The organism is Streptomyces sp. NPDC057617 (genome assembly GCF_042800555.1).
Lineage (GTDB): Bacteria > Actinomycetota > Actinomycetes > Streptomycetales > Streptomycetaceae > Streptomyces.
In genome coordinates this window covers 284,416-310,947 of the sequence record NZ_JBHVGV010000011.1, presented here as the reverse complement: position 1 = coordinate 310,947, position 26,532 = coordinate 284,416, and the positions used below count along the sequence as shown (strand labels likewise).

The 26,532-nt window shown below is 69.5% G+C and carries 25 protein-coding genes and 1 rRNA gene; 11 read left to right on the top strand and 15 right to left on the bottom strand.

Going from position 1 to position 26,532, the window contains the following annotated elements:
- Together rrf and ACFU9P_RS26850 are read left to right on the top strand one after the other, a co-directional pair.
- Positions 1-85, top strand: a 5S ribosomal RNA gene (gene rrf, locus ACFU9P_RS26855); the annotation flags it as partial.
- 98 nt (positions 86-183) lie between these two features.
- Entirely contained in the window at positions 184-741 is a 558-nt protein-coding gene (locus tag ACFU9P_RS26850; protein ID WP_384085404.1) for a GNAT family N-acetyltransferase, read from the top strand.
- A gap of 25 nt (positions 742-766) precedes the next feature.
- Here the strand turns inward: ACFU9P_RS26850 and ACFU9P_RS26845 are convergent, their stop codons facing one another.
- The 6 genes from ACFU9P_RS26845 to ACFU9P_RS26820 form a co-directional block, all read right to left on the bottom strand.
- Positions 767-2,428, bottom strand: coding sequence for a type IV secretory system conjugative DNA transfer family protein (locus ACFU9P_RS26845; RefSeq protein ID WP_384085401.1), 1,662 nt, complete (start codon positions 2,426-2,428; stop codon positions 767-769).
- A 1-nt stretch (position 2,429) separates the two neighbouring features.
- Entirely contained in the window at positions 2,430-3,881 is a 1,452-nt protein-coding gene (locus tag ACFU9P_RS26840) for an ATP-binding protein (protein ID WP_384085398.1), read from the bottom strand.
- A gap of 49 nt (positions 3,882-3,930) precedes the next feature.
- A complete protein-coding gene (locus tag ACFU9P_RS26835) occupies positions 3,931-5,484 on the bottom strand; it encodes an SCO6880 family protein (RefSeq protein WP_384085395.1) in 1,554 nt (517 codons plus the stop codon).
- Positions 5,481-6,863 carry a hypothetical protein gene (locus ACFU9P_RS26830; protein ID WP_376385719.1) on the bottom strand — a complete coding sequence of 461 codons (1,383 nt, stop codon included), beginning with the start codon at positions 6,861-6,863 and terminating at the stop codon, positions 5,481-5,483. Before ACFU9P_RS26830 ends, ACFU9P_RS26835 begins: the two co-directional genes overlap by 4 nt.
- Positions 6,853-7,710, bottom strand: coding sequence for a hypothetical protein (locus tag ACFU9P_RS26825; RefSeq protein ID WP_384085390.1), 858 nt, complete (start codon positions 7,708-7,710; stop codon positions 6,853-6,855). The genes ACFU9P_RS26830 and ACFU9P_RS26825 overlap by 11 nt, the downstream gene beginning before the upstream one ends.
- A 300-nt stretch (positions 7,711-8,010) precedes the next feature.
- Positions 8,011-8,319: a hypothetical protein gene (locus ACFU9P_RS26820; protein ID WP_003985768.1), complete on the bottom strand. Its 309-nt coding sequence runs from the start codon at positions 8,317-8,319 to the stop codon at positions 8,011-8,013.
- A gap of 537 nt (positions 8,320-8,856) precedes the next feature.
- On the opposite strand from ACFU9P_RS26820, the gene ACFU9P_RS26815 reads away from it, so the two are divergent.
- The 5 genes from ACFU9P_RS26815 (at position 8,857) to ACFU9P_RS26795 (ending at position 13,874) form a co-directional block, all read left to right on the top strand.
- The gene (locus tag ACFU9P_RS26815) at positions 8,857-9,288 is read left to right on the top strand and encodes a hypothetical protein (RefSeq protein ID WP_384085387.1); all 432 of its coding nucleotides are present in this window, start codon (positions 8,857-8,859) and stop codon (positions 9,286-9,288) included.
- Positions 9,285-11,153 (top strand): alpha/beta hydrolase, encoded by a 1,869-nt coding sequence (locus ACFU9P_RS26810; RefSeq protein ID WP_384085384.1) that lies wholly within the window; start codon positions 9,285-9,287, stop codon positions 11,151-11,153. The genes ACFU9P_RS26815 and ACFU9P_RS26810 overlap by 4 nt, the downstream gene beginning before the upstream one ends.
- A complete protein-coding gene (locus ACFU9P_RS26805; RefSeq protein ID WP_384085381.1) occupies positions 11,150-11,734 on the top strand; it encodes a hypothetical protein in 585 nt (194 codons plus the stop codon). The genes ACFU9P_RS26810 and ACFU9P_RS26805 overlap by 4 nt, the downstream gene beginning before the upstream one ends.
- Before the next feature lie 61 nt (positions 11,735-11,795).
- Entirely contained in the window at positions 11,796-12,812 is a 1,017-nt protein-coding gene (locus ACFU9P_RS26800) for an NlpC/P60 family protein (protein ID WP_384085378.1), read from the top strand.
- A 333-nt stretch (positions 12,813-13,145) separates the two neighbouring features.
- The gene (locus ACFU9P_RS26795; RefSeq protein WP_384085375.1) at positions 13,146-13,874 is read left to right on the top strand and encodes a phosphatase PAP2 family protein; all 729 of its coding nucleotides are present in this window, start codon (positions 13,146-13,148) and stop codon (positions 13,872-13,874) included.
- Between the two features lie 103 nt (positions 13,875-13,977).
- On the opposite strand, the gene ACFU9P_RS26790 is transcribed toward ACFU9P_RS26795, so the two are convergent.
- The 4 genes from ACFU9P_RS26790 to ACFU9P_RS26775 form a co-directional block, all read right to left on the bottom strand.
- Positions 13,978-14,556: a sortase domain-bontaining protein gene (locus ACFU9P_RS26790; protein ID WP_384085372.1), complete on the bottom strand. Its 579-nt coding sequence runs from the start codon at positions 14,554-14,556 to the stop codon at positions 13,978-13,980.
- A 176-nt stretch (positions 14,557-14,732) separates the two neighbouring features.
- A complete protein-coding gene (locus tag ACFU9P_RS26785) occupies positions 14,733-15,701 on the bottom strand; it encodes a hypothetical protein (protein ID WP_384085369.1) in 969 nt (322 codons plus the stop codon).
- 131 nt (positions 15,702-15,832) lie between these two features.
- Positions 15,833-17,461, bottom strand: a complete 1,629-nt coding sequence (locus ACFU9P_RS26780; RefSeq protein ID WP_384085444.1) for an FAD-binding oxidoreductase — start codon at positions 17,459-17,461, stop codon at positions 15,833-15,835.
- Between the two features lie 76 nt (positions 17,462-17,537).
- Positions 17,538-17,774: a hypothetical protein gene (locus ACFU9P_RS26775; protein ID WP_384085442.1), complete on the bottom strand. Its 237-nt coding sequence runs from the start codon at positions 17,772-17,774 to the stop codon at positions 17,538-17,540.
- 131 nt (positions 17,775-17,905) lie between these two features.
- On the opposite strand from ACFU9P_RS26775, the gene ACFU9P_RS26770 reads away from it, so the two are divergent.
- Both ACFU9P_RS26770 and ACFU9P_RS26765 read left to right on the top strand, forming a co-directional pair.
- On the top strand, positions 17,906-18,733 hold the full coding sequence (locus ACFU9P_RS26770; protein ID WP_376385736.1) for a hypothetical protein: 828 nt from the start codon (positions 17,906-17,908) through the stop codon (positions 18,731-18,733).
- 172 nt (positions 18,734-18,905) lie between these two features.
- On the top strand, positions 18,906-19,106 hold the full coding sequence (locus ACFU9P_RS26765; protein ID WP_046496221.1) for a hypothetical protein: 201 nt from the start codon (positions 18,906-18,908) through the stop codon (positions 19,104-19,106).
- Between the two features lie 95 nt (positions 19,107-19,201).
- Here ACFU9P_RS26765 and ACFU9P_RS26760 read toward each other — a convergent pair whose 3' ends face one another.
- A complete protein-coding gene (locus ACFU9P_RS26760) occupies positions 19,202-19,555 on the bottom strand; it encodes a metal-sensitive transcriptional regulator (protein WP_254407223.1) in 354 nt (117 codons plus the stop codon).
- A 230-nt stretch (positions 19,556-19,785) separates the two neighbouring features.
- Between ACFU9P_RS26760 and ACFU9P_RS26755 the strand changes: the two genes are divergently transcribed.
- Together ACFU9P_RS26755 and ACFU9P_RS26750 are read left to right on the top strand one after the other, a co-directional pair.
- Entirely contained in the window at positions 19,786-20,406 is a 621-nt protein-coding gene (locus ACFU9P_RS26755) for a DUF47 domain-containing protein (RefSeq protein ID WP_046496218.1), read from the top strand.
- 5 nt (positions 20,407-20,411) lie between these two features.
- A complete protein-coding gene (locus tag ACFU9P_RS26750) occupies positions 20,412-21,410 on the top strand; it encodes an anion permease (RefSeq protein WP_376385738.1) in 999 nt (332 codons plus the stop codon).
- A gap of 227 nt (positions 21,411-21,637) precedes the next feature.
- Here ACFU9P_RS26750 and pstB read toward each other — a convergent pair whose 3' ends face one another.
- The 4 genes from pstB to pstS all read right to left on the bottom strand — a co-directional run bounded on the left by pstB (position 21,638) and on the right by pstS (position 25,783).
- Positions 21,638-22,414, bottom strand: a complete 777-nt coding sequence (pstB, locus tag ACFU9P_RS26745; protein WP_046496215.1) for a phosphate ABC transporter ATP-binding protein PstB — start codon at positions 22,412-22,414, stop codon at positions 21,638-21,640.
- A gap of 52 nt (positions 22,415-22,466) precedes the next feature.
- Positions 22,467-23,546, bottom strand: coding sequence for a phosphate ABC transporter permease PstA (gene pstA, locus ACFU9P_RS26740; RefSeq protein WP_384085362.1), 1,080 nt, complete (start codon positions 23,544-23,546; stop codon positions 22,467-22,469).
- A complete protein-coding gene (pstC, locus tag ACFU9P_RS26735; protein WP_376385742.1) occupies positions 23,543-24,535 on the bottom strand; it encodes a phosphate ABC transporter permease subunit PstC in 993 nt (330 codons plus the stop codon). The genes pstA and pstC overlap by 4 nt, the downstream gene beginning before the upstream one ends.
- 117 nt (positions 24,536-24,652) lie before the next feature.
- Complete coding sequence (gene pstS / locus ACFU9P_RS26730; protein ID WP_376385744.1) at positions 24,653-25,783, bottom strand: phosphate ABC transporter substrate-binding protein PstS; 1,131 nt, start codon at positions 25,781-25,783, stop codon at positions 24,653-24,655.
- Positions 25,784-26,532: the final 749 nt, after the last annotated feature.

Below are 26,532 nucleotides of genomic sequence, written 5' to 3'. Positions count from 1 at the left end.
TTACATTCCGAACCCGGAAGCTAAGCCTTACAGCGCCGATGGTACTGCAGGGGGGACCCTGTGGGAGAGTAGGACGCCGCCGAACAAACTTTATAGAAATGCCCCGTATCGTTCATCGATACGGGGCATTTCTGCGTTCAAAATCGCCTTGCGAGCGGAGTCTCCTGCGCGGAGTATCGGTGCATGAAGCATGTGATACGTGCCGTACGGCCCGACGAGTGGGCCAAGGTCAAGGAACTCCGGCTGCTCGCCCTCCAGGACCCGGCCGCGCCGGTGGCGTTTCTGGAGACGTACGAGCAGGGCCTCGCGCACCCCGACTCGTACTGGCGGCAGCGGGCCACCGGTGCCTCGCCCCGGCATGGGAGCCGATCGAGCCAGTTCATCGCCGAGGCCCCGGACGGCAGTTGGTCAGGCTCGGTGGCCATGCTGGTCGAGGATGCCGGCAGCAGCGACTTCTTCGGGGCCACCATCGCCCAGGCCCAGGGCCATCTCGTCGGTGTCTATGTACGCCCCGAGCAGCGCGGCAGCGGTCTGATCGGGGCGCTGATCGGGGAGGCGCTCGACTGGGCCTGGGCGCAGGAGAAGCCGCGGCTGGCCCGCGTACGGCTCTATGTCCACGAGGAGAATCCCCGGGCGCGGGCCGCGTACCTCAAGCTCGGCTTCGTACCCACCGGGACGGTCATGGCGTTCCAGCCGGATCCGGTTGCCAAGGAACAGGAGCTGGCGATCGAGCGCCCCTGACGGGCCCGTACGGGTCACCGGCGGGTCATGCCCCGTCCGACAAGGCCTGGAGGTCGGCGTGAGGCCAGCGGTCCTTGCCCTGCTGGCGGGAGCGGAGCAGGACCAGGGCCGGCAGCCCCTGGTCCCGGCCGGCGGTCAGCAGCTCCGGGAGCTGGGGGAGCGGGGCCACGGCGGCGACATCGTCGAGGACGAGCGTCATTGGTGGGTCGAGCCGACCGTCAGATGACCGTGCGGCCATGCGGCGGCCGTGCTCGACCACGTTCGAGGTGAGTGCGGTGAGCAGTGGCATCGCACCCGGGCGGGAGCGCGGATCTTCGATCGGCTCACCCACCACATAGAGAGTGCCCCCCTCGTTCACAAAAGAATCCAGGGCGAGCGCATCGGTTCTGTTGGGTGTGCAGGCGTCGCGGATATGGACCGAGGAGAGGGCGGCGAGCGTACGGGCCGTCAACTGCTGGGCCACTTCACGCCGTTCGGGGTGGGCGGTGAGTGCCGACTCCAGGAGGCCCGCGAGGCCGGAGGCCGCCTTGGGGTGGGTGCGGAGGATCCGTACCGCTTCGTGGGCGCTGCCGCCCTGGGCCCAGCGGTGCACCTGTTTGAACGGCCGTCCGTCCACGGCCGCGGCGTGCAGCCAGCACCTGAGGAGCGTTTCGGCCGTGTCGGCCATGGCGGCGTCGAGCAGGGCGTGCGGGCGTACGGGGGTGAGCAGCGCGGTCGCACGGGCGGCGGCGGTGGCGGGGTCCTCGCAGCCGGCCGTGGGCGACCAGTGCATACGGGCCGGGGTGTCGCAGAGATGGCCGGGGTCGTACAGCAGGACCGGGCCGAGCTTGGCGCGCGCGTCCTTGGTCTCGGCCCATACGGTCGGGTCGGAGGTGACGACCAGCGCCGGGCCCTCGGCATCCAGGATGGCCTGGACGGCGGTGGGGCGGCGGGTGAGGGGATCGCCGTACCGTACGGGCGGTTCGGTACGGGGAGCGGGGACGGCGGCGAAGACGGGTGCGGCGGCGAGCGAGGGCGCGGGTGCGGGTGTGGTGGCGATGGGCGGTACGGACACGGGCTCGGGCGGTACTGGTGCCGTTGCCGGTGCCGTCGTCGAGGCGGACGGCTGCGGGCTCGCGGCGGGGCCCGGGGCCGGGGCCACCATCATGGCCGTGACGCCCGGTCCGGTGTCCTCGCTCCAGGTCTCCCCGCTCCTGGCGCCCTCGTTCATGGGCCCCTTGCTGAGCCTGTCGCGGGTCCCGGCCGCCCGTTCGCGGTCCGCGTGGTGCTGTTCGCGGCGGCGTGCTCGTACCACTCGGTACCGCGCCACCACGCCCAGGACGAACACCGCGAGGACGGTCAGCACCATGAGCTGGCTTATCAGCAGGCCCCAGAACAGTCCGTACCCGGAGAGCTGGTCCGGCGGGGTGCCGGGCCAGGCGCCCGCCACATCGTGCGGCGCGGCGGCGAGCTGACGCATCGCCAGGGGCGTACGGCCGTACGTCACCGCCTGCGGCCAGGCGCCGTGGGTGAACAGGCCGGCCAGCCCGGTGGCCGTCCAGACCAGCAGGGACAGGCCCAGGACAAAGCCGAGCAGGCCCACCAGCAGCCCGTCGGGGATGCCGCCGCGGGTCTGGCCGCTGTCGCCTCTGTCGTACACCGGACCTCGTCCCCGGCCCCGGCCCTGGCCGTCGTGGTGGCGCGGCATGTCACGCCACCGTCGACTCGGAGGACTCGTTGAACTGCCGTTGCCGCTCAAGGAGGATCGCGCGCTGCTCCGCTTCCCACTCCGCGGCCTGCATGTCCGCGGGCAGTCCGGCGGCCAGTGCCTCGGCGGCGTCGGCGGCGTCCGACGCCTCGGAGTTCTCGGTCATGGCGCGGTCGGTGAAGACCAGCGGCCGTTCGGCCTCGGTGACCAGGTGTTTGACGACCTGGACATTGCCGTTGACGTCCCAGACCGCGATACCGGGGGTGAGGGTCGGGATGATCTCCACCGCCCAGCGGGGCAGGCCGAGGACCCGGCCGGTCGCGCGTGCTTCGTCGGCCTTCTGGGCGTAGATCGTGCGGGTCGAGGCCATCTTGAGGATGGCCGCGGCCTCGCGGGCCGCCGCGCCGTCCACGACGTCCGAGAGGTGGTGGACCACCGCCACGAAGGACAGGCCGAGCCGGCGGCCGAACTTGAGGAGCCGCTGGAAGAGCTGGGCGACGAAGGGCGAGTTGATGATGTGCCAGGCCTCCTCGACCAGGAAGATGCGCTTCCTGCGGTCGGGGCGGATCCAGGTGTGCTCCAGCCAGACGCCGACGATCGCCATCAGGATGGGCATCGCGATCGAGTTGCGGTCGATGTGCGAGAGGTCGAAGACGATCAGGGGGGCGTCGAGGTCGATGCCGACGGTGGTCGGGCCGTCGAACATGCCCCGGAGGTCACCGTCGACGAGGCGGTCCAGGACCAGTGCCACGTCCAGGCCCCAGGCCCGTACATCGTCCAAATCGACATTCATCGCCTCGGCCGACTCGGGCTCGGGGTGGCGCAGTTGCTCGACGATGTCCATGAGGACGGGCTGGCGGTGCACGATGGTCTCGTTGACATAGGCGTGGGCGACCTTGAGCGCGAAGCCGGAGCGCTCGTCGAGGCCGTGTCCCATGGCGACTTCGATGATCGTACGGAGCAGGGCGAGCTGGCCGGTCGTGGTGATCGACGGGTCGAGGGGGTTGAGCCGGATGCCGCCGTCGAGCGCGGCCATCGGGTCCAGCCGGATGGGGGTTATCCCCAGCTCCTGGGCGATCAGGTTCCACTCGCCGACGCCGTCCTCGCCCTGGGCGTCCAGGACGACCACCTGGCGGTCGCGGAAGCGGAGTTGGCGCAGGACATAAGTCTTCTCCAGCGCCGACTTGCCGTTGCCGGACTCGCCGAGGACCAGCCAGTGGGGGGCCGGGAGCTGCTGGCCGTAGAGCTGGAAGGGGTCGTAGATATAGCCCTTGCCGCTGTAGACCTCACGGCCGATGATCACGCCCGAGTCGCCGAGGCCGGGGGCCGCGGTGGGCAGATAGACGGCCTGGGCCTGGCCCGTCGACGTACGGACGGGCAGCCTGGTCGTCTCCACCTTCCCGAAGAGGAAGCTGGTGAAGGCATCCGTGAGGACGGAGAGCGGATCTCGCACCACAGGCCCCTTTCTCGGCGCGGTGGCTGGCTGGGCTGGCTGAGCGGTGCTAGCGGCGGATGCCCGTCGCGAACGGCAGGGTGTTCACAAACGCGCGGTGATGCTCGCGGTCGCACCACTCCAGCTTCAGATACGACTTGCCCGCCGAGGCTCTGATCGTCCGCTTGTCCCTGGCCAGTGCCTCGGGTGTCCTGGACGACACTGTGATGTACCCGACGAGATTGACTCCCGCTGCCCCGCTGGCGAGATCTTCACCCCGCTGGTCGAGCCGTCCGTGCGCGGCGATGTCGCGCGGGTCGACTGTGCGGTTCATCTTGGCGGCGCGGCTGGCCTCCGCCTCGTCGTTGGTCTTCTCCGTCAGCATCCGCTCGATCGCGATCTCGGTCGGTTCGAGGTCCATGGTGACGGAGACCGTACGGATCACATCGGGGGTGTGGACGAGCAGCGGCGCCAGGAAGTTCACCCCGACCGGGGTCATGGGCCATTCCTTGACCCAGGCGGTGGAGTGGCACCAGGGCGCGCGGGTCGACGACTCACGGGTCTTGGCCTGCAGATACGTCGGTTCCATCGCGTCCAGCTCGGCCGGCCAGGCGTTTCGTTTCGTCATGGCCTGGATGTGGTCGATGGGGTGGTCGGGGTCGTACATGGAGTGGACGAGGGAGGCGAGCCGGCTCTGGCCGAGGGGCTGCCGTACCCGGATGTCCGCCTCGGCGAGCCGGGCGCAGATGTCGGTCAGCTCGCGGGCCATGACGACGGCGAGGCCGGCGTCCCGGTCGAGCCGCCTGGTGCCGGAGGCCTGGCGGGCGGCGCGGGCCATGGCCTGGCCCTCGGCGGCCAGTTCGCGGGTGTAGTGCATGCAGGCGACGAGATAGGCGCGGTGCTGCTCGCTGGAGGTGGAGACCATGGACTGGAGCTGGTCGTACGACTCCTGGAGCCACTCGGGGGCGGCGACGTCGCCGCGCTGGGCGACGTCCTTGGCGTGCGCGTCCGGGTCGGCGGGCAGCGTACGGGCGAGCATCTGGAGGCGGGTGACAAAGCCGTCCCCGTTGGCGACATGCTTGAGGAGCGTGCCGAAGCGGTCGACGAGGGCCTCCTGGTCCTCGCTGTCGCGCAGGCCGACGCCGGGGCCCTCGATCTCGATGGCGGCGGTGACGGTGCGGCGGTCGGCGTGCAGGAGTACGGCGATCTCGTCGGGGCCGAAGGGCGCGGCCAGCCAGTTGATCCGGCCGATGCCGGGGGGCGGGCCGATCTCGACCTCGCGGCCGTCGAGGGAGGTGCCGGCCTCCATGGCGGCCGAGCGGTAGACCGTACCGGCGCGGAGGGTGCGCTTGAAGCTGCGGTTGATCTCGTACCACTTGTAGAACGTGCGGTGTTTGTACGGTACGTAGACGGCGGCCAGCGCGATGAGCGGGAAGCCGGCGAGGGTCACGATGCGCAGCGGCAGGACGGGCACGAGGAGCCCGCACATCATGCCGACGAACGCGCCGGCGACGATCAGGGCGATCTCGCCGGTCTCGCGGTTCTTGCCGACGATCGCGTTCGGCCGGGCGCGGCCGATGAGATACGTACGGCGGGGCGTGATCGGGTGGGACTGGGTCGTCAACGCCCTCCACCTCCAGTGCTGTTGTTACCGGTTCCGGTTCCTCCGAGGCCTGTGCCGCGTGAGCTGTGGGGGCCGCTGGTGGGGCCGCCGCTGCGGGGCGGGGGCGCGGCGGGGGTGCCGCCTCCGCCGCCCGCGCCTCCGCCTGCGCCGCTTATGCCGCCCGAGGGGCGGGCGCTGTGCGCGGCGACGCCGCCGGAGACGGGGTTGGCGGGCCGGCCGCCCTGGCCGCCGCTGTTGCCCTGCTGCTGGTGGTTGCGGCTGCTGTGGGTCTTGATGCCCTGGGAGACGAGGGCGGCGGGCGAGCTGATGAGGGCGGCGGCCTGCGAACCGTCCGTGGCCTGCTTCCTGTTGGTACGGGACGAGGCGATCTCGTCGCCGAAGCCGGGTACGAAGCGGTAGATCATCGCGGAGGCGAAGATCGCGAGCAGGATGATGGCGAGGCCGGAGACCACGGCGGAGAAGGCGTCGGGGCCGTCGTCGGCGGAGAGCGCGCCCGCGAGGCCGAGGACGATCACGATCACGGGTTTGACCATGATGACGGCGATCATGATGCCGGCCCAGCGGCGGACATGGCCCCACATGTTCTTGTCGACGAGCCCGGCGTACACGACGGTGCCGAGCAGGGCGCCCACGTACAGCAGCGCGGCCCTGATGACCAGTTCCAGCCAGAGGATGCCGGCGGCGAGGATCGACACGAGGGCGACGACGATCAGCATGATCGGGCCGCCGCCGATGTCGTCGCCCTTCTTGAGGGCCTCGGCGAAGCCGCCGAAGAAGACATCGGTCTGGCCGCCGGTGGAGGTGGAGATGACCTCGGTGACGCCGTCGGTGGCGGAGACGACCGTATAGAGGATGAGCGGGGTGAAGGCGGAGGCGAGGACGGTCAGCCAGAGGAAGCCGATGGCCTCGGAGAGCGCGGTGGTGAGGGGGACGCCGCGGATGGCGCGCTTGGCGACGGCGAGGAGCCAGATGACGAGGGTGAGGACGGTGGAGGCGGCGAAGATGACGGCGTACTGACGGAGGAAGGCGGCGTTGGTGAAGTCGACATTGGCGGTCGCCGTCACGGCGTCGCTGAGCTTCCCGACGATCCACGCGGCGGCGTCGGCGCAGCCGCGGGCCAGGGAGGAGAGGGGGTCGAGGGCGTCGGGGGTGCTGGGAGGGCCGGACCGGCCCGTGCCGATGTCGCCGTTCTCGCAGTACTCCTTGACGAGCCCCTTCAGAAGGTCGCAGTCGCCCTGGTCGGCGGTCGACGAGGGTGTGGGCGTGGGGGTGGGTGTCGGGGCCGCGGCCGCGCGCCCCGCGAGCATGAGGAGCGCGGCTTGGACACCCGTCAGAGCGGCGACGACCGTGCGAGCGCGGTGTCGGGAGCTACCTGGCATACGTGAAGCCTCCGTACTGCTCGACAGCCTTGTTGATCTCGTCCGAGGTGGAGGCCGCCACATCGCCGGGGACGGGCGCGGGCCCGTCCTGCTGCGATTCGGTGACGATCCGCCAGTCGTTCTCCAGCCACCGGAGATCGAAGGTCCAGGTCTTCCAGGTCGTGCTGACCGGGTCCGTCGAGCCGGGACCGGACATTCCGATCAGGCCCGTGTACCAGACGGACACTTTCGCGCTGTCGCCGCCGAAACTCTTGACGCTGGTGCCCACGGGGATCGTCCGGGACACGAAGGTGCTGCCCTCCGGGGGGTTGCCGTTGGCGTCCAGGCCGAGCTTCTGCAGGAACTCCACTGTGTACGCGGCGTCCAGGGTGTCCTTGAGCCTGCCCGCCGCGTCCGGCGCATAGACGGTCTCGACGATGCTGTCACGGCTGTCCTGGCCGAACATGCCGTCGGAGCCCAGGGCCACCGCGTAGTTGGCCGCCGCGCTTGCCGCGCCCTGTTCGGTGTGGGGGAAGCCGGCGGGGATCGTGCCGTTCTTGCCCGTCACCGGTTTGACGCCCGACGCCGCCGTCGGCGCGGCGGCCGCGCCGCCGCCCGTGCCCTTGGCGCCTTCGGCGCCCTTGTCCCCGCCGCGGTTCGCGAACGCGATGGCCGCGATGAGGAGGACGACCACGCCCACCACGGTGATGAGGGAGCGTGAGCCGCGGGCCGGGCGGCGGGGGCCGCCGCCGTACAGGTCGCCGCTTCTGCCGTCGGGCAGGCGCGTACGCGTCTGGCCCGTACCGCCGAAGCCGTCGTCCGTACGGCCCGGGCCGTCGCCGTAGCCGTGCTCGTCGCCGTAGCTCATGCCGCGTACGCCCCCTCAGCCGAGTGCGGGTCCTGGTGGTCCGTGCGGTCCGCGCAGTCCGTGTCCGTGTAGTACGTGCAGTACGTGCGGTCCGTGCAGTACGACGGTAGCCGTGCTGGGTGCCGCGCGGGCGCGGTGTGGTGACTCGACATCAGGGAGACGCAACCTCAGCCGGTGGGTGCGACGGACGGGTGGTGTTGAGGGTGGTCCGGGCACGCCCGGTACGGACTGACGACAACGGTGAGGACGGTGGGGCGACAGGGGCCGGGGCCCCGGCCGGGGACTCGGGGCCGGCCGCCGCTAGACGGCCATTCCGTAGACGATGGTGAAAAGCGTGCCCAGCGAGCCGATGATGAAGACTCCGGTCAGCCCGGCGACGATCAGGCCCTTGCCCTGCTCCGCGCTGAACGTGTCCCTGAGCGCCGTCGCTCCGATCCGCTGTTTGGCCGCGCCCCAGATCGCGATGCCGAGGCAGAGAAGGATGGCTACGGCCATCACGACCTCGATCATGACGCGAGCCTCGTTCCCCAGTGTCCCGAAAGGCCCCCAGTTCGGCGCGATGCCACCGATGATGGTGGTGATGTCGCCCTTCTCGGCCGCCAGGTACATGTAACTCACCGCCCCTGTTGGGTTGTTACGCCCACGCCCTCATGGCATGGGTCACGCTCTATCTTCGCTGATGGAACCGCTCTCGTATGCCGCTTGGCGGCTCTCTTTACCCGATCCCCGCACATATGACCGATCACACCCCGCTGAGCTGGCGTGGATCTGCCATGTGTGTCCGCGCATGGTTACTCTGTGTATCACGGAGCGTGACTCCGGGCAATGACTGTCGTTGTTACACCTTTACGGTCAGCGCCCCGGGGCGCGCGTGACGGAAGGCCGGTCCGGGGGCGGGGGCGCCGTACCGGAGTGACCGGTGGGACTCATGGCGCGGGCGGGGCACCGTACGGGTGAACTTGGCGGCGCCGCACGGCTGTCGGGCCGGGCGGCCGATGGCCTCGGAATGCCTGGACCGCGGGTGGTTTCCCCGTACGTACGCGCTCCCGAACCCTGTTGACGGGCGCGGCCGGCCCCTGCCCGGCTTTGGGACAGTGCCGTCCACATCGCGGTGAGGAACGCGGAAGAGGAACAGGGGCGAGCGGCATGGCGGGGTACTCGGAGCACGCGGGGTATTCGGACGACTGGCGACGCCTGATCGAGATGGCCGGCGGCGTACCGGCTCCGCGCGCCGGCGGGCTGCGGCACAGCGGCGGTCCCTGGACGCGGGCGGCGGGGGCGGCGGAGGCGTTGCGTACGCACATGAGCCTGGTACGGGGCGAGTTCGCGGCCGCGCACGAGGGGGTGGCGGCCGGTACGGAGGGGCTGGCCGCGGCGGCGGTGCTGGGGACGGTACGGGGGTCGTGGGAGCGGCGGATCGAGTCGGTGATGGGGGAGTGCGCGGGGCTGGCGGTCCAGTTGCGGGCGGTGGCGCGGGACCAGGGCGAGACGGAGACGGAGATCCGGTCGGCGCTGGTCTCGTTCGCTGCGCCTGCGGGGGTCGGTGTCGGTGGCGGGCTCGGCGGGGGTGCGCGGTGAGCGGGCTCGGGGGTGGCGGGCTCGGCGGCGGGGCAGGGGGTGGTTCCGCGGGCGGTTCCGGGGCGGGCGGGGCGCTGACCTGGGCGCGGCTGCGTGACCTGAAGTGCTCCGAGCTGGAGGCGGCGGCGGACGGTTGGGGCCGGGCCAGCAACCGCGCGGACGCCGCGCGCGACCGTATCGACAAGCAGATCCTCGCGGGCCTTGAGACGACCCAGGAGGGCGAGGCGGCGGACGCGGCGGTCGCGCGGCTGGCGGAGCTGAGCCGTAACTTCCAGTACGCGTATACGGAGTGCGGTCTGGTCCGTACGACGCTGAACAGCCTGGCCCAGGAGCTGAGGGCGCCTCAGCGGCGTTTGCGGGCGGCGCTGGACGACGCGGCCGGGCTGAAGTTCACGGTCCACGCGGACGGTTCGGTGAGCTATCCGCCGGCGGGCGAGGACCTGATCTCCCGGGAGAAGCTCCCGGGCGGCACGGCGGAGGGCAGCACGCTGCCGCCCCTGCTGTCCCCGCGACCGCCGCTGGCGCCGCCGAATCCGCTGGCGGAGAAGGCGCAGGAGATCGCGGACACGATCGCGCACGCGGTCGCCGAGGCGCGTGCCGTCGACGCGCGCTACACCGCGACGCTGGTGAAACTGACGGCGGAGGACGGCGTGCGCGTCACGGACGCGATGTGGGCGGACGCGAACGGGGACGCGCGGGTGGTGCGCGGGCTCGCGGACGAGTACTTACGGGACGCCATCCCCAGGGACAAGTCCCCGGCGGAACGCAAGTCCTGGTGGGACGGCCTGCCCCAGGAGCAGCGGGAGGAGTACCTGGCGGTCTACCCGGACGAGATCGGCAACCTGGACGGCATCCCGTCCGCGATCCGCGACGCGGCGAACCGGGACAACCTGTCACTGCTGATCGGTGAGCTGGAGGGCCGGGGGGAGGAGGGGGCGGGGGTGCGGCTGGCGGGTTTGCGTGCGATCGACGAGCAGTTACGGGCGGGTGGGCATCCGCCGATGCTTCTGCTGGGGATCGGGGCGGAAGGGAATGGAAGAGCGATCGTCTCGTACGGGAATCCGGATACGGCGAGGAATGTGTCGGCGTATGTGCCGGGGTTGGGGACGGCGCTGGACGAGGAATTCGCGCGGAACGATGTGAAGAGGGCGCGGGATACGGCGGTGGGGGCGCAGAAGTATGACGAGTCAAGCGCGGCCATTGTCTGGCTTGGCTACGACGCGCCACAGATGCCGGATTCCCAGAGCCTGGCGGGCAACTTCGCCGTAATGGGGTCGCGTCGGGCCGAGCAGGGTGCACCCGCTTTCAACAGCTTTATGAGCGGATTGACGACAACTAACCAGCATGAGGATCTCCACCTGACCGCTATCGGCCATTCCTATGGCTCCCGAACAGTGGGTGCCGCCGCGCAGCAAGAGGGCGGAATTCCAGGTGCGGACGACATCGTTCTGGTGGGTAGTCCGGGAGTGGGCGTCGATCGTGCGGAGCATTTGGGCGTCGGAAGAGATCACGTCTTCGTCGGCGCCGCTGAGAACGATCCGGTGACCAAGCTCCCGTCCAAGCAGCAGTCCGCGCTTGCGGCGGCGGGGCTGTACGTGGCGGGGCCGCCCGGCGCGTATATCGGCGGTGAGGCTGGTGATGTGGGGGACGACGACCTCTGGTTCGGCAAGGACCCGGCGAGCAAGGCCTTTGGCGCACGCCGTTTTGTTGTGGACGACGGCCCGCGCCCGTTCTTGGACGGTGAGGGTGCCGCTCCGGCGCATTCCAACTACTTCAACCCGGTGCGGGACGCCGAGTCGGCGGACAATATCGGTCTGATCGTTTCCGGGCACGGCAGTGAAATCACGACGGAGAGGCGGCGATGAGGTCGACGGCGGGAACGACCAATGCCCTGATGCTCGCGGGCGCACTACTGGCCGGATGCGCTGGAGGCGGACAGTTGCGGGACAAAGAGAAGGGGTCGGAAATGAACCTTCAGGAAGCTGCGAGTCGCGCGGACGAGATCCTGGACGCCACTTTCGATGCCATCAAACCGGAAGTCCGTTGGACCCACGGTGAGACCACGGTGGGGAGCTGCGATGTAACGAGGCGGCGTGCGGTGATGACCGCTATTTCAGAGGCGCGGCGGGGAAGCTTCCTTGGCGTGATTGAACGCTTCTGGAGGCAGAGCGGTTACGAAATCAAGTCCGTGAACAGCAGCAGGAAGTTTCCGGCCGTATACGCGCAATCGGGAGATGGTTTCGGGATCAGTCTCAGCATCGGTGGTGGAGGCCAAGCGTTCTTCGAGGTCGACAGCCCTTGCGTCGAGGAGTCGGACGTCGCCCAGCCGACCACCCCGGCCAACGGCCCCGACTACAGCGGGGGTCCCATCCCTCGGCCCGACGTGCACGATGACTTCTGGTCATCCCTAGGGGGACTTTCGGCGGGGGGTGGGCGTACTGCCTGAAAGTGGAGGGGCGCGCCTAGACTGGGGGGACTGGCGGCCCTGACGCGGAGGGTGTTTGACGGTGCGTAAGGCATGGCTGGGCGTGGCCGCTGTCGGTGGGGTCGGGGTCGGTTTCGTCGCGTTGCTCGTGGTGGGGACCTATTCCGCCGCCGCCGGGCTCGTCGGCGGCGGGCGTGCCGTCGGGCTCGCCAAGGGCGCCGTGCCCGCCGCGTATCAGCCGCTCGTGCAGGACTGGGGCACGTACTGTTCCGCCATCAACCCCGCCCTGCTCGCCGCGCAGTTGTACCAGGAGAGCGGCTGGAACCCCAGCGCCCAGAGCCCCGCCAACGCGCGCGGCATCGGGCAGTTCATCCCCGGGACCTGGCAGTCGCACGGGATCGACGGGGACGGCGACGGAGACCGGGACATTTGGGATCCCGCGGATGCGATTCCGTCCGCCGCCTCGTATGACTGTGAATTGGCCGGATATGTCAAGGACGTGCCCGGGGATCCGACCGACAACATGCTCGCGGCGTACAACGCCGGGGCGTACGCGGTGATCAAGTACGGAGGGGTGCCGCCGTACCGGGAGACGCAGAACTACGTCAAGATCATCCGGACGCTGGAGAAGAGCTTCGCCCGGCCCGTCGGGCGGGTCGCGCCGTCGCAGCAGGCCGCCGCGGCGATCCACTTCGCACAGGAGAAGCTCGGTACGAAGTACCTCTGGGGCGGAAACGGTACGCCGGAGCAGGGCGGGCGGTTCGACTGTTCCGGGCTGACGCAGGCGGCGTACCGGACCGTGGGGATCGAGCTGCCGCGCGTCGCCAACGACCAGTACAACGCGGGCGAGCATCCGTCGCGCGACGAGCTGCTCCCCGGTGATCTGGTCTTCTTCTCGGACGATCTGACGAACTCGCGCGCGATCCGGCACGTGGGGCTGTATGTGGGCGGCGGGTACATGATCAACGCGCCGTACACCGGGGCGGTGATCCGGTTCGACAAGATCGACACCCCGGACTACTTCGGTGCCACCCGGGTCACCGAGGACGGTGCGAAGTCGCTGCCGACCGATCTTCCGGCGAGCCGCCCGGACGCCTGAGGGACGGGTCCCGGGGGCTGTCCGGGCCCGGGCGCGGGGCCTCCGGCCGGCTCCGGCTGACCCCCGAGATGGGTCCGGATAGCCCGTTCATGGCCGGAAGTCTTCCCCGTACCAGCCGGTAGCGGCCGTCTGAACTGGGACGACGTGTCACTCTTCGATAACGTCATGGTGATCGTTCGGTGGAGAGCGGAACGCTGACGCCGAGCAGGCCGTTCCCTGGACGGAGCCGCGGTATTGATCACGCGGCATGTTCCGTACCGACCACGGGGGTTGGTAGAGGCAGCGCGCACCGAGATGCGGCATGCCGGGTGACAAGGCAAGGGGCCGCTGCAGATGGCTGGACTCGTACTGGATGGGTCGAACCCCGATGTCAGCCTGCTCTATGACATCAACGGACTCGCCAAGGACGCTCCCTCGTGGTTCGACCGCGTCATGGAGTTCGTCGGCGAGTACGGGATCATGGTCGCGCTGGTGCTCATCCTGGCCGGGTGCTGGTGGAGCGTACGAGGGCGCGGGTCGGCGGAGGACTCCGTCACCGCCGTCGTCGGACTGCTCTGGGCGCCGCTGGCCGCCGCGATCGCGCTGCTGGTCAATATCCCCATCCGGGGCTTTGTGGAGCGGCCCAGACCGTTCGTCGATCACAAGGGACTGGACGTCCTGGTGGCGGGGAAGACGGACTACTCGTTCGTCAGTGACCACGCCACCATGGCGATGGCGCTCGGCGCCGGGATCTTCATCGCGCACCGCAGGTTCGGGCTGGCCGCGATAGCGCTGGCGCTGCTCGAAGGCTTCTGCCGGGTCTATATGGGGGTCCACTACCCGACTGATGTGATCGGCGGGTTCGCGCTCGGTACGGCGGTCGCCCTGCTGCTCACCCCGCTCGCGCTGGCGCTGCTGACGCCGCTGGTGTCCTCGGTGTCACGTTCGGAGCGGGTGGGCTGGGCCGTACGGTCACGGGCCGCGCGCGAGGCGGATCGCGCGGCGGAGTGCGGGGCGGTGGGCGGGACGCGGCCGCTCGGGCTGCCGGAGCCGCGCCCCGACGACAACAATCTGGCGGCGTGACGCGGGCGGAGGGGCCGAGGATCCGGGGGCCGGTTCCGCCCGGCGGGCGGTTTGTCCTCAATCGCCGGACGGGCTTGATTTTCTCCCCGGCCGGAAATCGCCGTCAGCGTGAGGCCACCGCGCTCACCACCACGTTCGAATCCCAGTGGCCCTGGGCGTTGATGACTCCGCCGCAGGTGATCAGGCGTAGCTGCGAGTTCGGTACCGGTCCGTAGACCAGCGCCGTCGGGAAGCTCTTCGTCGGGTACGTGCTGACGGACGTCACGCGGAAGGGCAGCCGCCGCCCGTCCCCCTGCTCCGTCTCGACCAGATCGCCGGGCCGCAGCCGGCCGAGCTTGGCGAAGGCGGCGTTCTTGATGTTGTCGCGGCCGTTGCGCGCCGGGACGCTGCCGGGGTTGGCCGGGGCGTCCCGGTGCCCGACCAGGACGGCCGGGCCCATGTCGCCGGGGCGCGGCCCCAGCGCGTACCAGCCGACCTTCATCGCGTCCCGGAAACCCGGCGGGTTCAGCGAGCCCTTGTCGTCCACGCCGAGCGGCAGGACGTCCGCGGCCAGCCCGAGCACGGGTATGCGCAGGCGGATGGGGGCGGTGGGCGGGTCGGTGACCTTGATCAGGCGGGGCTCGGCGGTGTCCGACGGCGGCGCGGCCCGCTGCGGGAACAGATGCAGCAGTACGGCGGCCACGGCGCACAGGACCGAGACGGCGAACAGGACCTTGACCGTCCCGTTCGCCGCGCTCGTACGCGTACCACGGGCTCGGCGTGCCCGGAGCGATGCGTGTGCTTCACGCGCTCGCCCCGGAATCCGTATGCGTGTCCTGTGCGCCGTACGGTCCTGGCCGGCCGGCCCCGCCGTTCCGGTCAGTGGTGGTCACCCGTGACACGCCACCTGCGGCGGCGCACCACGAGGATCGTGCCGGCGGCGGCCGCGGCGGTCGCACCGATGGCGAGGGTGAGTTCGGCCGTACCGGTACGGCGCGGTTCGTACGCGGAGGTCAGGTGCCGCGCGCCTCCCCTGGCCGCTCCGGACGGGGTGACCTGGAGGGCGCCGACGGACGGCCCGGGGATGTTGGAGGTCCCGGTGCCCGTACCCGTCCCGTTCCCCGTTCCGGTGCCCGTGCCCGTCGTCGCCGTGCCGCGCGTCGGCTGCGCGGGCGCCACCGGTGCCACCGGCTTCTGCGCGGGCGCCTGCGGTGCCCTGGGCGTCGGGGTCCACGGGCTGGTCCTGCCGGGAGGCCGCGGCAGGGGAACCCGGCCGCGCGACGTCGCGCTGGCGGTCGGCGCCGGAGGCTTGGGCGCCGTGGTCTTGGATTTCGTCGCGGACGGCTTCGGCTTGGCCTTCGACGCCGCCGGGTTCGGCAGCGGCGCGGTGGCCGACGACCTGCCGCGGTCCGACATGGCCTCGCCGTCCGCGGAGACCAGGCTGAAGCCGTCGACGTTCTGGCCCTTCGGCTCGTTGGGCCGGTCGCTCTTGTAGTAGTAGAGCGGGTGGGTGTTGTAGATGACGTGCGGCTGGGTGCTGTTGACCGCGTTGAGCGGGGTCTGGGCCGTCTCGCCGATCACACCCGCCGACTTCGTCGGGAAGCCGATCGCGGCGGGCCACTTCGCGGCGCACGCGCCGGAGCACGAGGGCCTGTCCGGTTTGTCGGCGAGCCGCAGATAGAGCGGATTGCCGTTCTCATCGGCCAGCACTTGACCCAGGCCGGTGTTGATGAGCGTCAGTTCGCTCGGCTCCTTCGGGCGGTCCACCGCCGTGGCGGCGCCGCCGAGTGCGACAAGGAGCACGGTGGCCGTGGTGAGCGTGGCTATCCGGGGTCCGTATCGGTCCATGGGTACGCCCCTGTGAGTCGGTCTGCCGGGTGTGCCCCCTCTTGATTGCTACATACAGAGCATCCTCAAGCGGCCGGTCCGGCCACCTCGGTGGGCCGTCCGGGCGACTACCCGCATGCCGCGACCGGGTCTCAGAGCGCCTGCGGGAAATCGAACAGCCGGTCAGGGTCGTACTGCTTCTTCAGCCGTGCCAGCCGGTCCGCGGCCGGGCCGTAGTAGGCGGTACGCCAGTCCGTCAGCGCCGGGTCGGTGTAGTTCTGGTACGCCGCTCCCGACGCGTACCGGCGCAGCGACCCATGGGTGGTTTTCAGCCACGCGCGCTCCGCCGTTCCGGGGGTGCCGGGCTCCCAGGCGGCGATGTACTGGGCCAGGATCCGCGAGCGCCGGTGGACGAAGGCGGTCGCCAGCGGGTCGACCCGGTTGACCGCGCCGCCGAGCGCGGTGAGGGCGATGGAGCCGCCCCCGCCGCCGGACCCCTTCCCGCCGCCCCCGCCGCCACCGCCGCCCGGCAGCCGGGTGAACGCCTCGGCGGCCGAGACCAGCGCGCGGACCCCGGCCGGGGAGAGCGACCGGTCGAAGAAGTCCGAGGCCGCGGCATAGGTCTCGCGCTGGAGCGCGCCGTCCGGGCTGCGGCCGGGGGTCGTACCGGGCAGATGGCACTGCTCCTGGGTGAGCCCGGAGCAGCCCGCGTACACCAGCATCGCCTCCTCGTACCCGCGCTGCCGCAGTGATATGGAGCCGGCCGGGCCGGGACCGCCGGGGCCGTCGGCGAGCCGGTCGAGCGCGTTCTTCAGTCCGGTCTCGTCACCGAGGGAGAAGGCGGAGAGGGAGACGGTCGGGGCGGAGCCGCCGGGGCCCGCGGAGAGATGGAGCGAGGACCAGATCTCGTCCGGCTGGTCCGGGCCCCACTCCTGCCAGGCCGCGAGCAGGGTCCCCGCCTTGGACCAGGGCCAGCTCAGAAAGGCGGAGACGGTCGTGGGCGCGGGGTGGGTACGGAAACGCAGCTCGGTGACGACGCCGAAGTTGCCGTTGCCCGCGCCGCGCAGCGCCCAGAAGAGGTCCTCGTTCCGCCCGGCCTCGGCGGTGAGCCGTTTGCCGTCGGCGGTGATGAGGGTGGCGGAGAGCAGGCTGTCGCAGGTCAGACCGTACGCGCGGGCGGCGACACCATGGCCGCCGCCGAGGGTGAGCCCGGACACCCCGACGGTCGGGCAGGAGCCCGCGGGGATCGTACGGCCGTGCTCCGCGAGGGCGCGGTAGACATCGGCGAGCCTGGCGCCGGCGCCGACGATCCCGTCCGAGCCCGCGGACTCCAGCGAGCCGAGCCGGGATATGTCGATGACGAGACGGCCGTCACCGCTGGACCAGCCCGCGTAGGAGTGGCCGCCGCTGCGGATGGAGACGGGGGTGCCCTGGGTCCTGGCGAAGGCGAGGCACTCCTTGATGTCGTCCTCGCCGGCGACATAGGCGATGGCCGCGGGCTTCAGGGAGTCGAAGCGGGTGTTGTAGAGCTGTCGCGCCGTTCCGTACGCGGTGTCCTCGGGGCGTACGAGATCGCCGTCGAGCCCCTTGGCCAGCGCGCCCCAGCTCGGGGCGGAGTTCGTGGGTCTTGCCGTACCGGCCGGCGGGCTTGTGGGCGGTCCGCCCTTGTCGCCCGCGCCGCTCGTACCGTCCGAGCTGCCCGTACCGCCGGAACAGGCTGTCGCGGTCGCCGCGGTGAGGGCGGCGGCCGCGGCGGCGGTGAGCAGGGTGCGCCGTTCCATGGGTCGCATAGGAAGGCCTCCTGAGGAGGGAAGGGTGCCTCAGGGGTGCAACGGTTCCGGATCAGGAAGGTCCGCTTCAGCTCTGTGGCGCGTGGGACGCCGCGTCCGTACGGGCGCGGTCGCGGGATCTGCGGGCCGGGCCGGACCAGCCGCAGGTGCAGTGGGCCAGACAGAACGAACCGCGTTCCAGGGTCGAGGTGATGTGGGGGGATATGGGGTGAAATAAAGGGGTGGGGGGTGGGGTGCCTATGGGGGGTTCCGATGTGTTGTGCTCGCACACGGACTCCACCGTACCGATGTGTTCGCGCCTCATGACAGGGCCCGGGGTGACGCCCGTTGTGATGCCTGACATGGCGCGCCGCGTGACGGGGGACGCGGGGCGTCGTTATCCGGAGCGGGTGGGCTTCGGACAAACGACGGCCAGGCGTTGGGGGTTGGCAGGCGATGGTGGTGCAGCAGCACAGAAGCAGGGGTGTGGCGTTCGCCGCCGTGGCTGTGGCCGGAGTCGTCGCCGCGGCCTCCGGCTGCTCGGGAAGCGGTGGTGCCATGGCCGACGACCGGCCGGGCCGGGATCCCGGAGCGGTGCTGAGGGCGGCCGATGTGCTGCTGGCGTCGGGGAGTTCGAAGGCTCGTACGTCCATGGAGATGGCGGCCGGCGGGACGCGGGTGACCATCCGGGGCGAGGGCGGATACGACTTCGTGCGGCGGATGGGGCGGCTCAGGGTCGTCCTGCCGAAGGACCCCGCGGGTACGAGCGGGCACCGGCCGATCACCGAACTGCTGTCGCCCGCCGCCCTGTATATGAAGAACCGCGGGGCCGGTGTGCCCATCGACAAGTGGGTCAGGGTGGATTCGACCACGCTGGACGACGGAAACCTGGTCACCGGCGGGGCGACCGATCCGCTGACCGCGGCCGAACTCCTGCGCGCCGCCCGGAATGTGGCTTTTATCGGGGAACTGGATCTGGCGGGCACCCGGGTCCGGCACTACCGGGGCGTGACGCATATCGGCCGCGCCGCGGTGACGGCCGCGCCGTACGCGCGCGAGGCACTGGCCGCCGCGGCCAAGGGATTCGGGGAGAACGCGGTGCCGTTCGACGCGTATCTGGACGAGGCGGGGCGGCTGCGCAAGGTCAGGCACCAGTTCAGCTATGTCAATCAGGGGCAATTGGTCGATGTCGCGTCGACCACATTGCTGTACGCATTCGGGGCCGCGGTCTCCGTCACGCTGCCGCCGTCCGACGACATCTTCGCCGGTGAGATCAAGGCGTAACGCCGGGACTGAGATCAAGGCGTAACGCCGGGACTTGGGCGAATGTGCCCGGCCGCAAGATCGGATCCAGCCGTAACCATGGAGGACCAAGCCGGAAATGGTCCGGACGTGCCATGCGCGGTGTGTATCACGCTCCCTACGCTAGGAAGTCGATACCGGCAGGAAGAGGTGATTGCACGTGGCACTGTTGCGTACGCCGACCGTCCAGGACCACGTGGCCCTCGCCGAAATCGAGTTGTGCGGCGAGTTGATGATCGCGGCGTCGGCCGCGGACGAGGAACGGCTCAGCCCGGACCGTATCGACGAGGTGCTGAATGTGACGGCGGAGCGGGCGCCCCGGCCTGCCGCGCTCCTGCCGTCGTGCCAGGTGTGAACGTCGTGCCAGATGTGACGTCCGTCCGGATGTGATGTCCGTTACGAACAGGGCCGTTACGAACAGGGTGTATCAGGGGCGTATCGGGGGCGTCTTCAGGTGCGGAGCAGCCGGGCGATCGCCTTGGTCGCTTCCTCCACTTTCGCATCGATTTCGTCCCCGCCCTTGACCGCGGCGTCGGCCACGCAGTGGCGCAGATGCTCCTCCAGGAGCTGGAGCGCGAAGGACTGCAGGGCCTTGGTCGAGGCGGAGACCTGCGTCAGTATGTCGATGCAGTACACATCCTCGTCGACCAGCCGCTGAAGGCCCCGGATCTGGCCTTCGATCCGGCGCAGCCGCTTGAGGTGTTCGTCCTTCTGCTTGTGGTAGCCGTGCACGCCGCGGTCGTGGTCGGTGAGGGCGGAGGGCGCGTCGCTCGTCGCCGCGCCGGCCGCCTCGGTGGTCGTCATCGCGTCCTCCCGCTGGGATGTCCGGACCGCCAGGTGTCCGAACTGCTGGATGTCCGAAAAGAGTCATATACCCCTCGTGGGTATATGGTACCTGTCTGTGGCCCTTGGGGCAGGGCCCTGTGCATATCACCTTGTCTGATAGGCGACACTTGGAACTTGCCGGTTAGCAGTGGCCGGATGATGCGCCTAGCATCACCCTGACCGAATTCCATGTAACCCGAGGACCCCAGGTGCGATTTCGTCTGACCCCCAGGGAGACGAGCTTCTATGACATGTTTGCCGCGTCCGCGGACAACATCGTCACGGGCTCGAAACTCCTGATGGAACTCCTCGGGGCGGATTCCTCCGCCCGGGCCGAGATCGCGGAGCGGATGCGGGCGGCGGAGCACGCGGGCGACGATGCCACCCACGCGATCTTCCATCAGCTCAACTCCTCCTTCATCACGCCCTTCGACCGCGAGGACATCTATAAACTCGCGTCCTCCCTCGACGACATCATGGACTTCATGGAGGAGGCAGTCGACCTCGTCGTCCTCTACAACATCGAAGAGCTGCCCAAGGGGGTCGAGCAGCAGATCGAGGTTCTCGCGAGGGCGGCCGAGCTGACCGCCGAGGCCATGCCGCACCTGCGCACCATGAACAACCTCACCGAGTACTGGATCGAGGTCAACCGGCTGGAGAACCAGGCCGACCAGATCCATCGCAAGCTGCTGGCCCATCTCTTCAACGGCAAGTACGACGCGATGGAGGTGCTCAAACTCAAGCAGGTCGTCGATGTGCTGGAAGAGGCCGCCGACGCGTTCGAGCACGTCGCGAATACGGTGGAGACCATCGCGGTCAAGGAGTCCTGAACCACGTGGACACCTTCGCACTGATCGTGACCATTGGTGTCGCGCTCGGCTTCACCTACACCAACGGTTTCCACGACTCCGCGAACGCCATCGCGACCTCGGTGTCCACCCGGGCGCTGACCCCGCGCGCCGCGCTGGTGATGGCCGCCGTGATGAATCTCGCGGGCGCGTTCCTGGGGCAGGGGGTCGCCAAGACCGTCAGCGAGGGTCTGATCGAGACGCCCCACGGTTCGCGGGGGATGGGCATCCTCTTCGCCGCGCTGGTCGGTGCGATCGTCTGGAATCTGCTCACCTGGTACTACGGACTCCCGTCCTCGTCGTCCCACGCGCTGTTCGGCGGCCTGGTGGGCGCGGCGCTGGCCGGCGGTACGGATGTGATCTGGTCCGGCGTGCTGGAGAAGATCGTCGTCCCGATGTTCGTGTCCCCGCTGGTCGGCCTCGGTGTCGGCTATCTGGTGATGCTCGCGATCATGTGGATGTTCCGCAGGTCCAGCCCGCACAAGGCCAAGCGCGGCTTCCGGATAGCCCAGACCGTGTCCGCGGCGGGCATGGCGCTCGGGCACGGCTTGCAGGACGCGCAGAAGACAATGGGGATTGTGGTGATGGCGCTGGTCATCGCCGATGTGGAGGACTCGGGCGACACGATCCCGGTGTGGGTGAAGGTCGTCTGTGCGGTGATGCTGTCCCTCGGTACGTACGCGGGCGGGTGGCGCATTATGCGGACGCTCGGCCGGAAAATCATCGAGCTGGACCCGCCGCAGGGATTCGCGGCCGAGACGACGGGGGCGTCGATCATGTTCGGCTCGGCGTTCCTGTTCCACGCGCCGATCTCGACGACGCATGTGATCACCTCGGCGATCATGGGGGCCGGGGCTACGAAGCGGGTGAACGCGGTGCGCTGGGGCGTCGCGAAGAACATCGTTCTCGGCTGGTTCATCACGATGCCGGCGGCGGCACTGGTCGCCGGGCTGAGCTTCTGGTTGGTCGACTTGGCCTTCGGCTGACCTGGTCTTTGCTGATCGGCCGGGGGGCCGGGGGTTGTCCCCCGGGTGGGCACAGTTGGCTGGTCGACCTGGCCTTCGGCTGAGCTGGTCTTCGGCCGACCTGGCCTTCGGACGAGCCGGCCCGTAAACGTGGGTGGGCCCGCCCCCCTGGGAGAGGGGGCGGGCCCGTCGTCGTGCGGTGGCACCGCCATGCAGCACCGCAGGACGGCTCTGTCACCCTGTCCGATCTATCCGAAGCGCCCGGAGATGTAGTCCTCGGTCGCCTGCACGGACGGGTTGGCGAAGATGCGCTCGGTGTCGTCGATCTCGATCAGCTTGCCGGGCTGGCCGACCGCCGCGAGGTTGAAGAACGCCGTACGGTCCGAGACCCGCGCCGCCTGCTGCATGTTGTGCGTCACTATCACGATCGTGAAGCGTTCCTTCAGCTCCCCGATCAGGTCCTCGATCGCGAGGGTCGATATCGGGTCGAGCGCGGAGCACGGCTCGTCCATCAGCAGGACGTCCGGCTCGACCGCGATCGCGCGGGCGATGCACAGACGCTGCTGCTGGCCGCCGGAGAGTCCGGAGCCGGGCTTGTTCAGCCGGTCCTTCACCTCGTTCCAGAGGTTCGCGCCCTTGAGGGACTTCTCCACGACGTCCGCCAGCTCGCTCTTGCGGGCCTGGCCGTTCAGCCGCAGCCCGGCCGCGACATTGTCGAAGATCGACATCGTGGGGAACGGGTTCGGGCGCTGGAAGACCATGCCGACCGTACGGCGCACCGCGACCGGGTCGACATTCGGACCGTACAGGTTCTCGTCGTCCAGGAGCACCTTGCCCTCGACCCTGCCGCCCGGCGTAACCTCGTGCATGCGGTTCAGGGTGCGCAGGAAGGTGGACTTGCCGCAGCCGGACGGGCCGATGAAGGCCGTCACGGAGCGGGGCTCGACGGTCATCGAGATGTCGTCGATCGCCCGGTGGGATCCGTAGTAGGCGGAGAGTCCGCTGACATCGATTCGCTTGGCCATGTCAATCACTGCTTCTTTCGTGGCCCCGCGCGGCGGAGCCGGATATCGGGCCTCAGCGGCCGGTCTTCGGGGCCTTCCAGCGGGCGATGCCGCGCGCCACCAGGTTGAGGATCATCACAAAGGCGATCAGGACCAGGGCCGCGGCCCACGCGCGGTCGATCGAGGCGACCTCGCCTGCCTTGTACTCCTGGTAGATGTAGAAGGGCAGCGACGACTGAGCGCCCTCGAAGGGGTTCGAGTTGATCAGGTCGCTGCCGAAGACCAGCAGCATGATCGGCGCGGTCTCACCGGCGATACGCGCGATGGCGAGCATCACACCGGTGGTGATACCGCCGATCGCGGTCGGCAGGACGACCTTCAGGATCGTGCGCCACTTCGGTACGCCGAGGGCCAGCGAGGCCTCGCGCAGCTCGTTCGGTACGAGCTTGAGCATTTCCTCGGTGGAGCGGACCACAACCGGGATCATCAGGATCGTGAGGGCGAGCGAGCCCATCAGGCCGGACGGATCGGGGTTGGTCATCAGCATCAGCGACAGGATGAACAGACCCGCGACGATGGACGGGATGCCCGTCATGACATCCACGAAGAACGTCACGGCCCTGGCCAGCGCGCCCTTGCCGTACTCCACCAGGTAGACCGCGGTCAGCAGACCGATCGGCGTGGCGATCACGGTCGCGATGCCCACCTGCTCCAGCGTGCCGATCAGCGCGTGGTAGACACCGCCGCCCGGCTGGGAACTGGGGATACCGGCCATGGAGTGGCTGAGGAAGTACCCGTCGAGGACCTTCACCCCGCGGCTGATGGTGGTCCACAGCAGCGAGAACAGCGGGATCACCGCGAGGATGAAGCACACCCACACGATGCTGGTGGCGAGGCGGTCCTTGGCCTGGCGCTGGTTCTCCACCATCGAGGTCGTGACGTACGAGACGACGAGGAAGGCGACGGCGGCGATCAGGCCCCACTGGACCTTGCTGTCCAGACCGGCGGCGGCTCCGATGCCCGCGCCGATCAGAATGCCGATGATGGCGAAACCGGCCGGTGCCCAGCGGGGGAGACCCCGGCGGCTGAGGCTCTGGCCGCCGTTCGAGGGCGGCAGCGGGGCCGGTGCGTGCTGTACGGCTGCGTGGCTCATGCGTTGGCCCCCGAGTACTCCTTGCGGCGCGCGATGATCAGGCGGGCCGCGCCGTTCACCAGCAAGGTGAGGACGAAGAGCACGAGACCGGAGGCGATCAGGGCGTCACGCCCGACCTCGTTGGCCTCGCCGAACTTCGCCGCGATGTTCTGGGCGAACGTGCCGCCGCCCGGGTCGAGCAGATGGAGCGAAAGCAGGGAGTTCGGGGAGAGGACCGTGGCGACGGCCATCGTCTCGCCGAGCGCGCGGCCGAGGCCCAGCATCGAGGCGGAGATGACACCGGAGCGTCCGAACGGCAGGACCGAGAGGCGGATGACTTCCCAGCGAGTGGCGCCCAGTGCGAGGGCCGCCTCCTCGTTCATCCGCGGGACCTGGAGGAAGACCTCCCGGCTGACGCTGGTCACGATCGGCAGGATCATGATTGCCAGCAGGATGCCGACGGTCAGCATGTTCCGGGCGACGCCGGGCTGGGTCTGGTCGAAGATGTACGTCCAGGAGAAGTACTGGTCGAGCCAGAGGTTCAGTCCGTCGAGGTACGGCACGAGGACGAGCGCGCCCCAGAGGCCGTAGATGATGCTCGGTACGGCGGCGAGCAGGTCCACGATGTACGCGATGGGGGCGGCCAGCCGGCGCGGCGCGTAGTGCGAGATGAACAGCGCGATGCCGACGGCGATCGGGACGGCGATGACCATCGCGACGATCGAGCTGACGACCGTACCGACGAGCAGGACCGCGATACCGAAGACCGGCGGTGTGGCGGACGCGTCCCACTCGAAGGTGGTGAGGAAGTTGCCCTCGTCCTTGGAGATGGCGATGGCGGCGCGGTAGGTGAGGAACACCGCGATCGACGCCATGATGACGAGCAGCAGAATGCCCGAGCCCTTGGAGAGGCCCGCGAAGATGTTGTCGCCCGCGCGGCCGGTGGAGGTACGCGGCTTCGGGCTCAGTGGGGGGGCTGGTGGAGTGTCCATGGGTGTGGTGGAAGCCATGATCTTTCCGGTCTGTGTGGGGGAGGGTGGCTCCCCTGGCGGCGGTGCACCGGAGGCAGGACGGCCGTCGGCCCGGAGCGATACGCCGGGCCGACTTCCGTCACCTGCTGCTGGGGACTACGAGAGGGAGGAGACCGTCTCGCGGACCTTGGCGTTGATCTCGGCGGGGATCGGGGCGTAACCGGCCTCGGAGAGCAGCTTCTGGCCCTCGTCGCTGGCGGTGTAGGTCAGGAAGGACTTGACCGCGGGCAGCGTCTCGGCCTTGTTGCCCTTGTCGCAGGCGATCTCGTACGTCACCAGGACGATCGGGTAGGCACCGTCGGCCTTGGTCGCGTAGTCCAGCTCAAGGGCGAGGTCCTTGCCGGTGCCCTTGATCTTGGCGGCGGCGATGGCCTTGGAGGCGTTCTCGGAGGACGCCTCGACCGGGGCGGTGGCGCCGGTGTCGATCTTGACCGTGGAGATCTGCTGCGAGGTGGCGTACGAGAGCTCGAAGTAACCGATCGAGCCGTCGACCTGCTTCACCTGGCTGGCGACACCGGACGAGCCGGACGCCGACTGGCCGCCGGGGGCGGGCCACTTCTTCTCGGCCTCGTACTTCCAGTCCGCGGAAGCGGTGGCGCCCAGGTACTTGCCGAGGTTCTGCGTGGTGCCGGAGTCCTCGGAGCGGTGGAAGGCCTGGATGGGCTTCTTCGGGAGCTTGACGCCCGGGTTCAGCTTGGCGATCGCGGCGTCGTCCCAGCTCTTGATCTTGGTGTCGAAGATCTTGGCAAGGGTGGGGGCGTCGAGGACGAGGCTGTCCACACCCTCCAGGTGGTAGCCGATCGCGATGGGGCCGCCGACCATCGGCAGGTTGATACCCTGGCCGCCCTGGCAGATCTTCTTCGAGTCCGCGACCTCTTCGGGCTTGAGCGCCGAGTCGGAGCCGGCGAAGCCGACGGTGCCCTGGTTGAAGGCGATGATGCCCTCACCGGAGGAGGAGCTGTTGTAGTTGACCTCGACCTCGGGGCAGGCGGCCATGTAGCCCTTGATCCAGAGGTCCATGGCGTTGTTCTGCGCGCTGGAACCGGACGCGAGAAGCTGGCCCTTGGCGTCCTGGCACACGGCGTTCGACGCGGCGGTGGGCTTCGTCGACGCGTCGCCGCCGCCGGTGTTGTCGTCCGATCCACACGCCGTGAGAACCAGGGCGCCGGAGACGGCGAGGGCACCGAGCGCGGTGGCACGCAGCCCGTTCTTGCGCTGAAGCTTCACTTCGGGTGTTCCTTCCAAGAGCCGCCGGTCCTTGCTTGTTGACGGCGGCGTGTGTCGGGGTGGTGGTGGGGCACTGTGACCGTCACCTTGTAAGCCCGAAATTAGGCAGATGAGGTGAAGCCGCCAACGGGGAAGAATGAACGGGAAGTGAACCGTGACAGACGGCACGGTGCCGGTCTCATTTTGGACTCGGTTCGATTCCGGACGATGCGGGCCGGTGTGCGTGCCGAGATGACAGGGAACCAGATGACGCCCAGTCAGATTCTTCCGTGGTCGGCCCTGCCGGCTCTTCCGGCCGGCCCGGGTGCGGCAGCCGGGGAAGCGGACCGGCGTGTGGTGCGGCAGGTTCCTCACTCGGCGCCCCGCGCCCGCCCGGCTGGGTTCCCCGGGGCGCTGGACGGCCTGGCGTAGGCGGCGCACTTTTCCCTGTGTGAGTGCCACTCATGAAGGCTGAATTTTCTGCGTCGAAGTGACCATGGGCATCAGGCGCGTGCCTCCGAGGTGGAAAGGCCGCGCTCTTCGTCATGTTTCCGTCTCGGTTTCAAGCCAAAGCTCAAGCCTTCGGATCCGGAATCAATATCTCCGAATGGCGTGCAGGGCGCGCGGCGATTGGGTGGCGCTGCGCGGCACCGCGCGGGCCTCGCTGATCGCTTCGCGCCACCGGTCGAATATTCGATGTGGCCAGTCGAACACACGTGCTACGTTCCCTTCGGTTCCGGGGGGAAGCGCGTGATTGTTCACGTGCATGG

Coding starts and splice junctions, on each gene's coding strand:
- ACFU9P_RS26845 (WP_384085401.1), bottom strand. CDS start 2,428: ATGCCGCGCCACCACGACGGCCAGGGCCGGGGCCGGGGACGAGGTCCG.
- ACFU9P_RS26760 (WP_254407223.1), bottom strand. CDS start 19,555: ATGACGACCACCGAGGCGGCCGGCGCGGCGACGAGCGACGCGCCCTCC.
- ACFU9P_RS26795 (WP_384085375.1), top strand. CDS start 13,146: ATGGCTGGACTCGTACTGGATGGGTCGAACCCCGATGTCAGCCTGCTC.
- ACFU9P_RS26850 (WP_384085404.1), top strand. CDS start 184: ATGAAGCATGTGATACGTGCCGTACGGCCCGACGAGTGGGCCAAGGTC.
- pstC (WP_376385742.1), bottom strand. CDS start 24,535: ATGGCTTCCACCACACCCATGGACACTCCACCAGCCCCCCCACTGAGC.
- ACFU9P_RS26785 (WP_384085369.1), bottom strand. CDS start 15,701: ATGGACCGATACGGACCCCGGATAGCCACGCTCACCACGGCCACCGTG.
- pstA (WP_384085362.1), bottom strand. CDS start 23,546: ATGAGCCACGCAGCCGTACAGCACGCACCGGCCCCGCTGCCGCCCTCG.
- ACFU9P_RS26815 (WP_384085387.1), top strand. CDS start 8,857: ATGGCGGGGTACTCGGAGCACGCGGGGTATTCGGACGACTGGCGACGC.
- ACFU9P_RS26820 (WP_003985768.1), bottom strand. CDS start 8,319: ATGTACCTGGCGGCCGAGAAGGGCGACATCACCACCATCATCGGTGGC.
- ACFU9P_RS26780 (WP_384085444.1), bottom strand. CDS start 17,461: ATGGAACGGCGCACCCTGCTCACCGCCGCCGCGGCCGCCGCCCTCACC.
- pstB (WP_046496215.1), bottom strand. CDS start 22,414: ATGGCCAAGCGAATCGATGTCAGCGGACTCTCCGCCTACTACGGATCC.
- ACFU9P_RS26775 (WP_384085442.1), bottom strand. CDS start 17,774: ATGAGGCGCGAACACATCGGTACGGTGGAGTCCGTGTGCGAGCACAAC.
- ACFU9P_RS26770 (WP_376385736.1), top strand. CDS start 17,906: ATGGTGGTGCAGCAGCACAGAAGCAGGGGTGTGGCGTTCGCCGCCGTG.
- ACFU9P_RS26830 (WP_376385719.1), bottom strand. CDS start 6,863: ATGCCAGGTAGCTCCCGACACCGCGCTCGCACGGTCGTCGCCGCTCTG.
- ACFU9P_RS26825 (WP_384085390.1), bottom strand. CDS start 7,710: ATGAGCTACGGCGACGAGCACGGCTACGGCGACGGCCCGGGCCGTACG.
- ACFU9P_RS26805 (WP_384085381.1), top strand. CDS start 11,150: ATGAGGTCGACGGCGGGAACGACCAATGCCCTGATGCTCGCGGGCGCA.